At 71.9% G+C, this 14,143-nt stretch carries 13 protein-coding genes; 3 read left to right on the forward strand and 10 right to left on the reverse strand.

Translation table 11 applies throughout. The features are described from left to right. Positions 1-30 precede the first annotated feature (30 nt). The 3 genes from ACWGH4_RS11245 to deoC are packed head-to-tail and all read right to left on the reverse strand — an operon-like array spanning position 31 to position 3,306. The gene (locus tag ACWGH4_RS11245; RefSeq protein ID WP_453458625.1) at positions 31-918 is read right to left on the reverse strand and encodes an aldehyde dehydrogenase family protein; all 888 of its coding nucleotides are present in this window, start codon (positions 916-918) and stop codon (positions 31-33) included. Beyond that, complete coding sequence (locus tag ACWGH4_RS11250; protein ID WP_441263855.1) at positions 911-2,347, reverse strand: aldehyde dehydrogenase family protein; 1,437 nt, start codon at positions 2,345-2,347, stop codon at positions 911-913. The genes ACWGH4_RS11245 and ACWGH4_RS11250 overlap by 8 nt, the downstream gene beginning before the upstream one ends. Before the next feature lie 5 nt (positions 2,348-2,352). Further along, positions 2,353-3,306, reverse strand: coding sequence for a deoxyribose-phosphate aldolase (gene deoC / locus ACWGH4_RS11255; RefSeq protein WP_453458629.1), 954 nt, complete (start codon positions 3,304-3,306; stop codon positions 2,353-2,355). 139 nt (positions 3,307-3,445) lie between these two features. On the opposite strand from deoC, the gene ACWGH4_RS11260 reads away from it, so the two are divergent. Beyond that, positions 3,446-4,081: a PH domain-containing protein gene (locus ACWGH4_RS11260; RefSeq protein ID WP_453458632.1), complete on the forward strand. Its 636-nt coding sequence runs from the start codon at positions 3,446-3,448 to the stop codon at positions 4,079-4,081. 168 nt (positions 4,082-4,249) lie between these two features. On the opposite strand, the gene ACWGH4_RS11265 is transcribed toward ACWGH4_RS11260, so the two are convergent. The 3 genes from ACWGH4_RS11265 to ACWGH4_RS11275 form a co-directional block, all read right to left on the reverse strand. Then, a complete protein-coding gene (locus ACWGH4_RS11265) occupies positions 4,250-5,905 on the reverse strand; it encodes a phospho-sugar mutase (RefSeq protein ID WP_453458635.1) in 1,656 nt (551 codons plus the stop codon). A 537-nt stretch (positions 5,906-6,442) separates the two neighbouring features. Further along, a complete protein-coding gene (locus tag ACWGH4_RS11270; RefSeq protein ID WP_189466543.1) occupies positions 6,443-7,273 on the reverse strand; it encodes a purine-nucleoside phosphorylase in 831 nt (276 codons plus the stop codon). A gap of 159 nt (positions 7,274-7,432) precedes the next feature. Then, a complete protein-coding gene (locus ACWGH4_RS11275; protein WP_005312922.1) occupies positions 7,433-7,870 on the reverse strand; it encodes a gamma-glutamylcyclotransferase in 438 nt (145 codons plus the stop codon). Between the two features lie 237 nt (positions 7,871-8,107). On the opposite strand from ACWGH4_RS11275, the gene ACWGH4_RS11280 reads away from it, so the two are divergent. Next, the gene (locus ACWGH4_RS11280; RefSeq protein ID WP_441263859.1) at positions 8,108-9,547 is read left to right on the forward strand and encodes an NAD(P)H-quinone dehydrogenase; all 1,440 of its coding nucleotides are present in this window, start codon (positions 8,108-8,110) and stop codon (positions 9,545-9,547) included. Positions 9,548-9,748: 201 nt separating this feature from the next. Beyond that, entirely contained in the window at positions 9,749-10,636 is an 888-nt protein-coding gene (locus ACWGH4_RS11285) for a DeoR/GlpR family DNA-binding transcription regulator (protein WP_453458649.1), read from the forward strand. A 946-nt stretch (positions 10,637-11,582) separates the two neighbouring features. On the opposite strand, the gene ACWGH4_RS11290 is transcribed toward ACWGH4_RS11285, so the two are convergent. Genes ACWGH4_RS11290 through ACWGH4_RS11305 form a run of 4 tightly spaced genes read right to left on the reverse strand, consistent with a single transcriptional unit; the run spans position 11,583 to position 14,104 of the window. Continuing rightward, on the reverse strand, positions 11,583-12,041 hold the full coding sequence (locus ACWGH4_RS11290) for a TIGR03618 family F420-dependent PPOX class oxidoreductase (RefSeq protein ID WP_453458640.1): 459 nt from the start codon (positions 12,039-12,041) through the stop codon (positions 11,583-11,585). A 33-nt stretch (positions 12,042-12,074) separates the two neighbouring features. Then, complete coding sequence (locus tag ACWGH4_RS11295; RefSeq protein ID WP_453458642.1) at positions 12,075-12,656, reverse strand: TetR/AcrR family transcriptional regulator; 582 nt, start codon at positions 12,654-12,656, stop codon at positions 12,075-12,077. A 19-nt stretch (positions 12,657-12,675) separates the two neighbouring features. Next, positions 12,676-13,632, reverse strand: a complete 957-nt coding sequence (locus ACWGH4_RS11300) for a hypothetical protein (protein WP_453458644.1) — start codon at positions 13,630-13,632, stop codon at positions 12,676-12,678. Positions 13,633-13,636: 4 nt separating this feature from the next. Further along, positions 13,637-14,104, reverse strand: coding sequence for a hypothetical protein (locus ACWGH4_RS11305; protein WP_453458647.1), 468 nt, complete (start codon positions 14,102-14,104; stop codon positions 13,637-13,639). Positions 14,105-14,143 lie beyond the last annotated feature (39 nt).

A 14,143-nucleotide genomic window follows, 5' to 3' on the forward strand; every position in this document is an offset into this window, starting at 1 on the left:
GGCGGGGGGCTTCGGCCGGTGCCGGCGGCGTCAGTACGCCGAGCCGGAGGCACCCAGCGAACCGGTCGGGTGCCAGACCGTCTTCGTCTCGAGGAACGCGGTCAGCCGGTGTGTGCCGGGGTCCGCCGAGAAATCCACAGCCTGTGGACGGAAGACGCGCTTCAGGTTGTCCGCCGCCGCGACCTCGAGCTCCTTCGCCAGGACCTCGTCCGCGCCGGTCAGGTCGATGCCGTTGACGTCCTGGTGCGCGGCGAGCGGGGCCGCGATCTCCGCCGTACGCCCGGAGAGGACGTTGACCACGCCGCCCGGCAGGTCGGACGTGGCGAGCACCTCGCCGAGGGAGAGCGCCGGGAGCGGGGCCTGCTCGGAGGCCACGACGACGACCGTGTTGCCGGTCGCGATCACCGGGGCGATCACCGAGACCAGGCCGAGGAACGGCGACTCCTGCGGTGCGAGGACCGTCACCACGCCCGTCGGCTCGGGGGTGGAGAGGTTGAAGAACGGGCCCGCGACCGGGTTCGCCCCGCCCACGATCTGGGCGATCTTGTCCGTCCAGCCCGCGTACCAGACCCAGCGGTCGATCGCCGCGTCGACGACGTCGGCCGCCTTCGACTTGGACAGGCCCTCCGACTGTGCGACCTCGCGGACGAACTGGTCCTTGCGGCCCTCCAGCATCTCGGCGACGCGGTAGAGGATCTGGCCGCGGTTGTACGCGGTCGCGCCCGACCAGCCGCCGAACGCCTTGCGGGCGGCGACCACCGCGTCCCGCGCGTCCTTGCGGGAGGAGAGCGGCACGTTGGCCAGCCACTTGCCCTTCGAGTCACTCACCTCGTACACCCGGCCGCTCTCGGAGCGGGGGAACTTGCCCCCGACGTACAGCTTGTAGGTCTTGAAGACGCTGAGTCGCCCGTCAGACATCGAGGTAGGCCTCCAGACCGTGACGGCCGCCCTCGCGGCCGAAGCCCGACTCCTTGTAGCCGCCGAACGGCGAGGTCGGGTCGAACTTGTTGAATGTGTTGGCCCACACCACACCCGCGCGGAGCTTGTTGGCCACCGCGAGGATGCGGGAGCCCTTCTCCGTCCAGATGCCGGCGGACAGGCCGTACTGGCTGTTGTTCGCCTTGGCGACGGCCTCGTCCGGCGTGCGGAACGTCAGCACGGACAGCACCGGGCCGAAGATCTCGTCGCGGGCGATGGTGTGCGCCTGCGTGACGTTCGTGAACAGCGTCGGCGCGAACCAGTAGCCGGAGGCGGGCAGCTCGCACGCGGGCGACCAGCGCTCGGCGCCCTCCGCCTCGCCGGCCTCGACCAGCGTCGTGATCCGGGACAGCTGCTCCTCGGAGTTGATCGCCCCGATGTCGGTGTTCTTGTCCAGCGGGTCGCCGAGGCGCAACGTGGACAGGCGGCGCTTGAGGGAGTCCAGCAGCTCGTCCTGGATCGACTCCTGGACCAGGAGGCGCGAGCCCGCGCAGCAGACCTGCCCCTGGTTGAAGAAGATGCCGTTGACGATGCCCTCGACGGCCTGGTCGATGGGGGCGTCGTCGAAGACGATGTTGGCGCCCTTGCCGCCGAGCTCGAGGGTGACCTTCTTCTTCGTGCCGGCGACCTGGCGGGCGATGGCCTTGCCGACCGCGGTCGAGCCGGTGAAGGCGACCTTGTTCACGTCCGGGTGCTCGACCAGCGCGGCGCCGGTGTCCCCGTAGCCGGGCAGGATGTTGACCACGCCGTTCGGCAGGCCGGCCTGGCGGCAGATGTCCGCGAAGAACAGGGCGGACAGCGGCGTGGTCTCCGCGGGCTTGAGGACGACCGTGTTGCCGGTGGCGAGCGCCGGGGCGATCTTCCACGCGAGCATCAGGAGGGGGAAGTTCCAGGGGATGACCTGGCCCGCGACGCCGAGCGGGCGCGGGTTCGCGCCGTAGCCCGCGTGGTCGAGCTTGTCGGCCCAGCCCGCGTAGTAGAAGAAGTGCGCGGCGACCAGCGGAAGGTCCGCGTCGCGGGTCTCCTTGATCGGCTTGCCGTTGTCCAGGGTCTCCAGGACGGCCAGCTCGCGGCTGCGCTCCTGGATGATCCGCGCGATACGGAACAGATACTTGGCGCGCTCCTTGCCGGGCAGCGCCGACCACTTCCCGAAGGCCTTACGGGCGGCCTTCACCGCACGGTCCACGTCCTCGGCGCCCGCGCGGGCGACCTCGGCCAGGACCTCCTCGCTCGACGGGGACACGGTCTTGAAGACCTTGCCGTCGGCGGCGTCGGAGAACTCGCCGTCGATGAACAGCCCGTAGGACGGGGCGATGTCGACGATCGACCGCGACTCGGGTGCGGGTGCGTATTCGAATACGGAAGCCATGTTGATCAGTCCACCGTCACGTAGTCGGGGCCGGAGTAGCGGCCGGTCGCCAGCTTCTGCCGCTGCATCAGCAGGTCGTTGAGCAGGCTCGACGCGCCGAAGCGGAACCAGTGACTGTCCAGCCAGTCCTCGCCCACGGTCTCGTTGACCAGGACGAGGAACTTGATCGCGTCCTTGGCCGTACGGATACCGCCGGCGGGCTTCACGCCCACCTGTACCCCAGTCTGCTCCCTGAAGTCGCGGACGGCCTGAAGCATCAGCAGGGTGTTCGCGGGGGTGGCGTTCACCGCGACCTTGCCTGTCGACGTCTTGATGAAGTCCGCGCCGGCGATCATGCCGAGCCAGGAGGCACGGCGGATGTTGTCGTACGTGGAGAGCTCGCCGGTCTCGAAGATGACCTTGAGCCGGGCGCTGCCGGAGGCCTCCTTCACGGCGCGGATCTCCTCGTACACCTTCATGTAGTCGCCGGCGAGGAAGGCGCCGCGGTCGATCACCATGTCGATCTCGTCCGCCCCGGCGGCGACCGCGTCACGGACGTCCGCGATCTTCACGGGGAGGGCGGCACGGCCGGCCGGGAAGGCGGTCGCCACCGAGGCGACCTTGACCTCGGAGCCCTTCAGGGCCTCCTTGGCGGTCGCCACCATGTCGGGGTAGACGCAGACCGCGGCGGTCGTCGGCGTGGTGCGGTCGGTCGGGTCGGGGTTGACGGCCTTGGCGGCGAGCGCCCGGACCTTGCCCGGGGTGTCCGCGCCTTCGAGCGTCGTCAGGTCGATCATGGAGATGGCCAGATCGATGGCGTACGCCTTGGCCGTGGTCTTGATGGAACGCGTACCGAGGGACGCCGCGCGACCTTCGAGGCCGACGGCGTCGACGCCGGGCAGCCCGTGCAGGAAGCGGCGCAGAGTGCTGTCGGACGCGGTCACGTCGGCGAATGCGGGTGCGGTGGTGGGCATGGTCACCAGATGAGCATATCTACGCGCGTAGCGACCTGTACAGGGGGTGCGGAGAAACTCTGCCCGAAACAGGGCAGAAGCCGCGGGCCCCGCATGGCCACCCCGTGCCGGGGACCCGGAACCGGCGTGCGGCAGAATCGGAACCATGACGAGCCCCCAGCAGCCCGAGCCCTCCACCGACAGCGACCGGGTCTTCCGATCGGCCGCCGGAATGGCGGGTGGTGCCGTACTGCTCGGGCTCATCGCCTGGATCGTCGTCGACGCCGTCGTCCGTGGTGAGGGCCGCACGCCGTGGCTCGCTCTCGCCGGCGGGCTGCTCGCGGTGCCGGTCGTCGTCGCCTTCACCTTCCGCCCGGCCGTCTTCGCCGGCGAGGACCGCATCCGGATCAGGAACCCGTTCCGGACGATCGTGCTGCCGTGGGGCAGCGTGGCCGACGTGCGGGCCTCGTACTCCAGCGAGATCTTCACGCAGAGCGGCGCGAAGTACCAGCTCTGGGCCATTCCGGTCTCGCTGCGCAAGCGCAAGTCCGCGGCCCGGCGGCAGGCGCAGGCCGCCTACGACGACCCGCACGGTACGACGTCCGTGCACGCCGACGTGCGCGACGCGAAGTCCCGGGTCGCCCCCGCCGACCAGACCATCGCCGACCTGCGGGAACTGGCGGAACGGCGGTCCTCCGCGGCGGAGGCCCAGGGCGAGCCCCGGATCCGCTGGGCGTACGAACTGCTGGCGCCGGCGGCCGCGGGCGCCGTCCTCCTCGCGGTACTCCTCGCGACCGGCTGACACCCGCCGGTCACAAGACCGCCGCGCGAGAGGGGCGCGAGGACTCTCCGTCCCCGTCCGCTGCGGCGCGATTCCCGACGTGCGGCCGTGAGGGTCGCGTGGACCTCACCGAACGGCGCCCGCCGTGGTCCGACCGGACCGCGGCGGGCGCCGTTCCGTGGGCGGATGTCAGATACCGGCGGCGGCGGACAGGTCCCGCTTGATGCCGTCGAGCACCTGCGAGGCGCGCGCCCTGGATCCGGCCAGCGCGCTCGCGTCGGCGACCGGGACGACCACCTCCAGGTAGCACTTCAGCTTGGGCTCCGTACCGCTCGGGCGGACGATGACCCGGGCCTTGAACTCGCCGTCGAGGTAGTAGCGCAGACCGTCCGTCGGCGGGAGCCTGTCCGTCCCGACGGCCAGATCCTCCGCCGTCGTGACCCGCAGGCCCGCCAGGGCGGTCGGCGGCTGCTCGCGCAGCGCCCTCATGGCGTTGGCGATGATGCCCAGGTCCTTCACCCGCACCGACAGCTGGTCGGTGGCGTGCAGACCGTGCTCGACGGCGAGGTCGTCCAGCAGGTCGCCGAGCGTACGGCCCTGCTCCTTCAGTTCCGAGACCAGCTCGGCCACGAGCAGCGCTGCCGTGATGCCGTCCTTGTCACGTACGCCCTCCGGGTCGACGCAGTAGCCGAGCGCCTCCTCGTAGCCGTACCGAAGACCCTCGACGCGGGCGATCCACTTGAACCCGGTCAGTGTCTCCTCGTAGCCGAGCCCGGCGGCGGCCGCGATCCGGCCCAGCATCGACGACGACACGATCGACTCGGCGAAGACGCCGGTGGCGCCCTTGTGGACGAGGTGCTCCGCGAGCAGGGCGCCGACCTCGTCGCCGCGCAGCATCCGCCAGCCGCCGTCCGCCGCATCGTCGGGGACGGCGACGGCGCAGCGGTCCGCGTCCGGGTCGTTGGCGATGACCACGTCGGGCCCGGCACGGCGAGCCGTCTCGAAGGCGAGATCCATCGCCCCCGGCTCCTCCGGGTTCGGGAACGCGACCGTCGGGAACGCGGGATCGGGCTCCGCCTGCTCCGCCACCAGGACCGGTGCCGGGAAACCGGCGCGCGCGAAGGCGGCCGTCACCACGTCCTTGCCGACGCCGTGCATGGCCGTGTAGACGACCCGCGCGGTACGGGGGGAGCCTGCAGTCAGGACGGCGTCCGTACGCGCCAGATACGCCTCGAGCACCTCGTCACCGAGCGTCTCCCAGCCCTCTTCCGCGCGGGGGACGTCGGCGAGGCCGCGGATCGCGTCGATCTCAGCGGCGATCTCGGCGTCGGCCGGCGGCACGATCTGCGAACCGTCGCCCAGGTAGACCTTGTATCCGTTGTCCCGGGGAGGATTGTGGCTCGCGGTCACCTCGACGCCGGCGACGGCGCCCAGGTGCCTTATGGCGAAGGCCAGCACGGGCGTGGGAAGCGGGCGCGGCAGCACCGCTGCGCGCAGGCCCGCGGCGACCATCACGGCGGCGGTGTCCCGCGCGAAGTCGGCGGACTTGTAGCGGGCGTCGTAGCCGACGACGACCGGGCCGTCCGTCTGCCCCTTGGTCTTCAGATAGGCCGCGAGTCCGGCCGCCGCCCGGATCACGACGGCCCGGTTCATCCGCATCGGTCCGGCCCCGAGCTCACCACGGAGCCCGGCGGTGCCGAACTGGAGCGTTCCGCCGAACCGGTCCGCCAGCTCGCCGAGATCACGCGCCTCGATGAGCCGCGCGAGCTCGTCCCGCGTCTCCGCGTCCGGGTCCTCCGCGAGCCACGCCTCGGCCCGGGCGATCAGGTCCTGCTCCTGCTGCACGGTTGTCCGCCTCTCGTCTTCGCTGTGTCGAGTCTGCGCGGGGCGGGCCGGGACCCGCGAGTCGCAACGCCCGCGGCGGGCGTTGTTCCCCTTCCCCTACGGCCTGGCGGCCGTGGGGGCCCGCTTCCCGTACCGGGCTCCGCCCGAACCCGGTACGCCGGCTCTGCCCGGACTCCGGACCGCCCTTCGGGTGGTGTCCGGCCGTGGGCCGGCATTTCCCGGGGCCGGTGCTGCCTGTGCCCCGCTTCCCGGACCGGGTTCCGCCCGGGCCCCGGACCGTCCTTCGGGCGTTGTCGATCCGGGGCGCTGCCAACGGGTGCCCGCGCATCGATCTTCGGCGGATGGCGCCACTCCCGAGGGTGCGTCCACGCGAGGCGCGTCTGTCGGCGGGGCGCAGTGCCGCGCTGCGGCTGTTCGGGCCCGCCGAGGGCGGCGCCTTCCACGGCCGCAGGCCGTGCGGGGCCCGGGGCGTGCCCCGGTTTCGGGAAGGGGCGGGGAGGGGAACACGCCCGCGCAGCGGCCACGCCCCCCGCCGCCTCAGATGCGTTCCAGCACCCGCGTCAGCAGCTCGCCCATCCGCGCCGCGGAATCCCGTCCCGCCTGCAGCACTTCCTCGTGGTTCAGCGGCTCGCCCGAGAGCCCCGCCGCCAGGTTCGTGACCAGCGAGATGCCCAGCACCTCCGCGCCGGCCTCGCGGGCCGCGATGGCCTCGAGGACGGTGGACATGCCCACCAGGTCGCCGCCGAGTACGCGGACCATGTTGATCTCGGCCGGGGTCTCGTAGTGGGGGCCGGGGAACTGGACGTACACGCCCTCCTCGAGCGTCGCGTCCACCTCCTTGCACAGCGCCCGCAGCCGCGGGGAGTAGAGGTCGGTCAGGTCGACGAAGTTCGCGCCGATGATCGGCGACGCCGCCGTCAGGTTGATGTGGTCGCTGATCAGCACCGGCTGTCCCGGACGCATGCCGTCGCGCAGACCGCCGCAGCCGTTGGTCAGTACCACGGTCTTGCAGCCGGCCGCGACCGCGGTGCGCACGCCGTGGGCGACGGCGGAGACGCCGCGGCCCTCGTAGAAGTGCGTACGGCCCAGGAAGACCAGCGCGCGCTTCTGGCCGATGCGGTACGAGCGGATCTTGCCGCCGTGGCCCTCGACCGCCGGGGGCGGGAAGCCGGGCAGTTCCGTGACGGGGAACTCGGCCTCGGGGGTACCGAGCGCGTCGACGGCCGGAGCCCAGCCGGAACCCATCACCAGTGCGACGTCGTGGGTCTCGGTGCCGGTCAGCTCGCGCAGGCGGGCGGCGGCGGCGTCGGCCGCGGCGTGGGGGTCGGCGAGAGCGCCGACGAGGTCCGGATTCACAGATGCGTTCACGCGGATGAGGGTAACCCGCAAATTCCTACGCGCGTAGATGACGCAGCCGACGGTCTTCGGATCGTTGTCTTGTCGTTTCCGACGAACCACGCGGGGACGCGCGCCGGTGACCGGCCCCGAGCGGCCCCGACCCGGCAGGCGGGGCGGGGCGGGCAGCCGTCAGCAGGGGCGCTTGCGGAGTTCCATCACATAGTCGTGCGGCGCGCCCGCCGACTCCGCCGCGTCCGCGAGTTCGCCCAGGTACCGGGCGGACGGGAGGCCGCCCTCGTAGCCGTTCAGGACGTACACCCAGGCCGGCTCCTCGCCGTCCAGGGTGTCCACGCGGACCCGCATGCGCCGGTATATGTCGAGACCGACACCCTCCCAGCGGTCCATGGAGTCCTCGTCCATGGGCGCGATGTCGTACAGCGCGACGAAGACCTGCGAGCGCGGGGCCTCCACGATCGTGGCCAGCGCCCCCTCCCAGCCCATCTGCTCGCCGCCGAAGGTCAACCGCCAGCCATTGAGCCAGCCGGTGCCGCGCAGCGGTGAGTGCGGTGCGCGGCGGGTCATCAGCCGCGCGTCGAGGTTGCCGGCGTACGCGGCGTAGAGCGACATGGGGTCGAGGGTACGTGAGGCGAACGAGCGGCCGCCCCCGCCACGGGGTACGGCGGGGCCCGTCCGGCGGTCGAGCAGGAGGGCCGTGGTGGTCGTGGCCGTATGGAGGCCCCGGGGGGAGAACGCCTGAACGATGCGGGACAATGAAGTACGTACTGCATTCCACCGGGGGCACCCCCGGACCCCGGCAGAGCGGGCAGGCGGGCCGGGAAACGACAATGCGAGGCGGACTTTTTCGTGACCCGGATCGTGATCATCGGTGGCGGACCCGGCGGATATGAGGCGGCCCTGGTCGGCGCTCAGCTCGGCGCGGAGGTGACCGTCGTCGACTGCGACGGTCTGGGCGGGGCGTCGGTGCTGACCGACTGCGTACCGTCGAAGACCCTGATCGCCACCGCCGAAGTCATGACGACCTTCGACTCCTCCTACGAGGAGCTCGGCATCATCGTGGCCGACGACACCCCGCACATCGAGCAGGCCGCCCGCGTCGTCGGTGTGGACCTCGGCAAGGTCAACCGGCGTGTCAAGCGCCTCGCGCTCGCCCAGTCCCACGACATCACGGCCTCCGTCACGCGGGCCGGCGCGCGCGTCATGCGCGGCCGCGGCCGGCTCGACGGGCAGCAGGCGATGGACGGCTCCCGGAAGGTCGTCGTGCGCGCGGCCGACGGCACGGAGGAGACGCTCACGGCGGACGCCGTGCTGATCGCCACCGGCGGTCACCCGCGCGAGATCCCCGACGCCAGGCCCGACGGCGAGCGCATCCTCAACTGGACACAGGTGTACGACCTGGACGAGCTCCCCGAGGAGCTCATCGTCGTCGGTTCCGGTGTCACCGGCGCCGAGTTCGCCGGCGCGTACCAGGCGCTCGGCTCGCGCGTCACCCTCGTCTCCTCCCGTGACCGCGTGCTGCCCGGCGAGGACCCGGACGCCGCCGCGGTCCTCGAGGACGTCTTCCGCCGCCGCGGCATGAACGTCATGGCCCGCTCCCGCGCCGAGTCCGCCAAGCGCGTCGGCGACCGGGTCGAGGTCACCCTCTCCGACGGCCGCGTCATCAGTGGCACGCACTGCCTGATGGCCGTCGGCGCGATCCCCAACACGGCGGGCATGGGCCTCGAGGAGGCCGGTGTCCGGCTCAAGGACTCCGGTCACATCTGGACCGACAAGGTGTCCCGTACGTCGGCGCCCGGCGTGTACGCGGCCGGTGACGTCACCGGCATCTTCGCCCTCGCGTCCGTCGCCGCCATGCAGGGCCGGATCGCGATGTACCACTTCCTCGGCGACGCGGTCGCCCCGCTGAACCTGAAGACCGTCTCCTCCAACGTCTTCACCGACCCCGAGATCGCCACCGTCGGCTACAGCCAGGCCGACGTCGACGCCGGCAAGATCGACGCCCGCGTGGTCAAGCTGCCCCTGCTGCGCAACCCCCGCGCCAAGATGCAGGGCATCAGGGACGGCTTCGTCAAGATCTTCTGCCGTCCGGGGACCGGGATCGTGGTCGGCGGCGTGGTCGTCTCGCCGCGTGCCTCGGAACTGATCCACCCCATCTCGATCGCGGTCGACAACAACCTGACGGTCGAACAGATCGCAAACGCTTTCACCGTGTACCCGTCTCTGTCCGGGTCGATCGCTGAGGTGGCACGCCAGTTGCACACCCGGAAGACGTCGGGCGAGGGCTGACCCCGGCCGCGCACGGAAGAAACCCGGCGAACCCCGGGCACTTCACTCGTCGCACGATCAACTTGGGGGCCGTCTATACCACTTGGCGGCCTCTTAAGTGCGCAATTTCCGGTATCCGGCGCATAGAGCTGAAAACTGACGGGCGGTGGGGTTACTGTCAGTTTCGTGTTCGCTGCAGAACGTCGTCAGTTGATCCTTGAAATGGTGCGTGCCAACGGTGCCGTGTCGCTCCGTGAGCTCGCCCGCGTCGTCCAGACCTCCGAAGTGACCGTACGGCGTGACGTGCGGGCACTGGAGGCAGAAGGACTCCTCGACCGCCGGCACGGCGGTGCGGTACTGCCGGGCGGATTCACCCGCGAGTCCGGCTTCCCGCAGAAATCCCTGTCCGCCACCGCGGAGAAGACGGCCATCGCCGACCTCGCGGCCGCCCTCGTCGAAGAGGGTGAGGCCATCGTCGTCGGCGCCGGTACCACGACGCAGGAGCTGGCCCGCCGGCTCGCACGCGTCCCCGGACTGACCGTGGTCACCAACTCGCTCCTGGTCGCCCAGGCGCTCGCCCATGCCAACCGGGTCGAAGTCGTCATGACCGGCGGCACGTTGCGCGGCTCCAACTACGCGCTGGTCGGGAGCGGCGCGGAGCAGTCCCTCCAAGGGCTGCGGGTCTCCCGCGCGTTCCTGTCCGGGAGCGGGCTGACCGCGGAGCGGGGCCTGTCCACGTCCAACATGCTCTCCGCGAGCGTCGATCGCGCACTCGTCCAGGCCGCGGCGGAGGTCGTGGTCCTGGCCGACCACACCAAGCTCGGTACGGACACGATGTTCCAGACCGTGCCGACGGATGTGATCACCCGCCTGGTGACGGACGAGCCGCCGGCGCACGACGACCGGGCGGCGACGGAGCTTCAGGCGCTCGCGGACCAGGGTGTGCAGATCGCGGTCGCTGGAGCGGGGGCGGCGCCCGCGCCGCGCCCTGAGGTGCCGCTGCCCGGCCAGCGCCGCACCCGGGCGGGCCTGCGCAACGCGGCGGGCGGGCTGGGGTCGGACGCCCTTCCGGAACGGTCCGCCCGCGTGGCGGACCTCCGTCGTCGCTGACGCGGTCTCCCGGGTGGGGCTGGGCTCTCGCGGGCCCCGGTGCGGTGGGCTGGGGGTGCGCCGTCCCCGGCCGGGTGCGGGTGCGTTGCGCCCCTGGCGGGCCTCGCGGTCTTGGGGTGCGCCCGGTGCGGCCGCGTGTTGCTCCCGTGCGCCCGTCCCCGTTCGTTGCGCCCCTGCGGGGCCTCGCGTTCCTGGGGTGCGCCCGGTGCGGCGGCGTGTTGCTCCCGTGGGAGTGGCCACGTGCGGTGCGTTGCGCCCCTGCGGGGCGGGGCTGCGCCGGTGGTGGGTGCCGGGCGACGGGGCCTGCCCGGAATGGCTGTCCTCACCGCGCTGCGCGCGAGTTGCGACGCTTTACTTCCGGACACCCCCTCCTCCGACCCCGCCCCCTCCCGCCCGTGGGGCCCCTTCCGGTCGGCGGGCCGGTGTTGTGCTCGCCGCCGGCTGTTCCCGTTCCGACAGAGGGCGGGGGAGTGGCCGGCGCCAGTTGCTCAGCAGTGTGACGAGGAAGCGGCGGGCGAGAGTCCGGACCTCGTCCCAGGCGGGATCCTTCGCCAGGGCGTCGGCCCACTGGACGGTCCGACCGTCGGCGTCGATCTCGGCGACGCGGCGGCCGACGGCCTGAAGATCGCGCAGGTTCTCGGGTTCGAAGGCTCCGCGGCCGTGAGTCCCTTCCCTATGAGGCAGGCGAACTCGACGTCGTCGACGACCAAGTCCGTCGTCAGCTCGCGCTCGCCCAGCCAAGTGAGCTGGTCTTGTTGGTCAGCCGCCAGAAGGGACAGGAAGAGGCGTGTCCACGTCCGCCAGTGGTCGTCGTTCATACGCGGAGAATCGCATGGAGAGAAGGATCAGCAGCCCCAAAGCGGCGAACGCGGTGGCTGTGCGTGCGGGCGGCAACATGGCTGCGTACCGCCACACTCGCCCTCCTGGGCGTCGCTCCCCGGAACCCCTAGCCCTCGATGTCGAGTGCTGTTCCGTACAGCCGGTCGACCTTCAAGCGGATGACCACCCGCCGCTCTGCGACCAACTGCTCCAGGAACGCGTCTTCGTCCTCGGGCTGCGCGGCCTCCCGGATCATCCCGAGCAGTTCCCGTCCGACCGCGTCACCGGGGACCGTCGTGATCCCGGAGACCTCGGCCTCGCCCTCGGCGACGGCGAACGACCACACGTCACCGCCCTGCACGTGCAGCGCGGCATGCGGGCTGCGCCGCAGGTGGCCGACCTTGACCCGGTCGGCCGTCGTGGAGAACCGCGCGACGCGGGCCTCGGGATCCCAGCTGTACAGCATGGTGGTCAGGTGGGGACGGCCGCTGCGCTTCACCGTGGCGAGCGTGCCGAACTGCTGTCGGCCGAGCAGCTGCGAGAGGGCTTCGTCGGACAGTGGGCGAGGTGCCGGTCGTTGAGTCATGACGCGATCAACACCCTTGACCCCACAGTAATTTCACTGAACCGGTCCCTGGTCCGGCCGCAGGCCCCGCAGGGTCAGGGTCAGGAGGCGGTCCGCCAACTCCGGGTCGGCCGGGTCCTGTTCCGCCGCGAGCGCGATCGCGTTCGTCAGCTGCATCAGGTCGCCGATCGAGACGTCCGTACGGACCGACCCCGCCTGCTGTGCCCGGGAGAGCAGGCGCTCGCCCGCGTCGCGCAGGGGGAGGCTGCACGCCGACAGGGCCGAGGTCCTGTCGTGGGACGCGGCCAGAAGCGCACGGGCGAGGCCGCGGTACTCACCCGCGTGGGTGATGAGGGCGCGCAGCCACTCCACCAGCGCCGTGCACGGCTGCTCCGCGCCCGCCAGTTCGCGTGAGCGCTCCAGCAGGGCGGCGACGGCCTCCTGGAAGACCGCGTTCATCATGGCGTGACGGTTCGGGAAGTGGCGGTACAGCGTGCCGATGCCGACGCCGGCGCTGCGGGCGATCTCCTCGAGCGAGGCGTCTGTGCCGCGCTCGGCGAACGCGGCCCGCGCCTCGGTCAGCAGCCGGTCGTAGTTGCGGCGCGCGTCGGCGCGCTTGGGCCTGGTGTCCGTCACACCTCAAGGATGCCGGACGTCAGGGTGCGGTCGGCGGGGGAGTGCAGCAGCAGCCCGGCTGGGCGGGCGCGGCCCGGTAGGGGGCGAGGGCGGCGTCCGCGGCGGGACGGTAGGGCCGCCGGGACATCCGTGTCACGAGCAACCACATCTCGCGTTCCTTGCCGAGCTCCTGCGGCAGCACGAGCCCGAGCGCGTCCGCCAGCGGCTTGCGGCCCGCGTTGACGAGGGCGCGTACCGCGGCGGCCCACTCGTCCGTGGCGGTCACCGCCGCGCGGTACCAGGCCGGGATCAGCACGGTCAGCACCGTGGCCGTGACGGCCAGCAGGGGCACGTCGGCCCCTTCGAAGGGGAGCGAGGCGAGCGCCGCGGCGGCGATGACGGCGTGCCCGTACAGCAGTGCCACGAAGAAGTCGGCGCTGCTGCGCGCCGTGTCGACCTGGCGGCCGAGCTCCTTCGGGGCGGTTCCGGTCAGCTCGTTCCAGAGCACCTGCGTGTCGAGCCGGTAGCGGTCGTACCCGTACTCCTCGAAACGGCGGATGGCATTGCCGAGCCGGGTCGGGGCGATCTGTTCGTCGGCTGCGGGATAGCGGGCGAGGCGTTCCTGGAGCAGGGCGGCCTGGATCGGGGCCCGGGTGCCCGCCCCGGCGATTCGGTCGGCGATCCGCTGCCTGCGGGCACGCTGGATCCGGCAGCCCCTGTCGTACGCCCGGCAGGGCCACAGCAGGTAGCCCTCCAGCAGTCGGTACAGCGGCGCCTGGAGGGAGTTGAGGAGCAGCCCGAACATGACCGAGGCCACGAGGAGCAGCAGGGCCGTGTTGGCCGACGACTCCGGCCGGATCCGCTCCATCAGGGCCGTGCCGCCCAGGCTCGGCGCCACGGCGAAGAAGAACACGGCGAGATTGAGCGCTGCGGGCAGCACCCAGCCGACGACGAGCGACCAGCCGCCCCCGAGTACGCCCTTGGCGATGTCCCCCAAGGTGTCAGTCCCGGTCCCAGTCGTCGTCCGGGTCGAGGACCGGACCGGGCGGGCCGCCGAAGCTGAAGTCGCGGCCGACGAGCCGCACGTCGTCGTGGACGGCTCCGGGCACCCGGTCGTCCTCGGGTTCGAGCACCGTGACGGTGCCGCCCTCGTGCGGTGGCAGGTCCTCGGCCAGGATCCGGACGAGCTCCCCCGGTACGGGCGCGCCGCCGGCGGTCCCGGCCACGACCACCGGCGTGCCGGTGCGCCGGCCGCGCCACTCCACGACCGACCGGGCGAGGTGCGCCGCCGCCTCTTCGTCCGGGAGCAGTACGGCCACGGTGTCCGTGCCGTACTCCAGCGCGGTCTCCCACCCGCCGCCGGCCTGTCCACGGAGCCAGTGGTGCAGTGAACGCGCGTGCTCCACGGCGAGGTTGGCGTCCACAACCTTCAGCCGGATCTCCATACGCGTCCCCCGGTCGATCGACATCGCGTGGCACGAGCAGCATAGGACGCACCCGGCACGAAG

It is taken from the genome of Streptomyces sp. NPDC054847 (genome assembly GCF_053610925.1).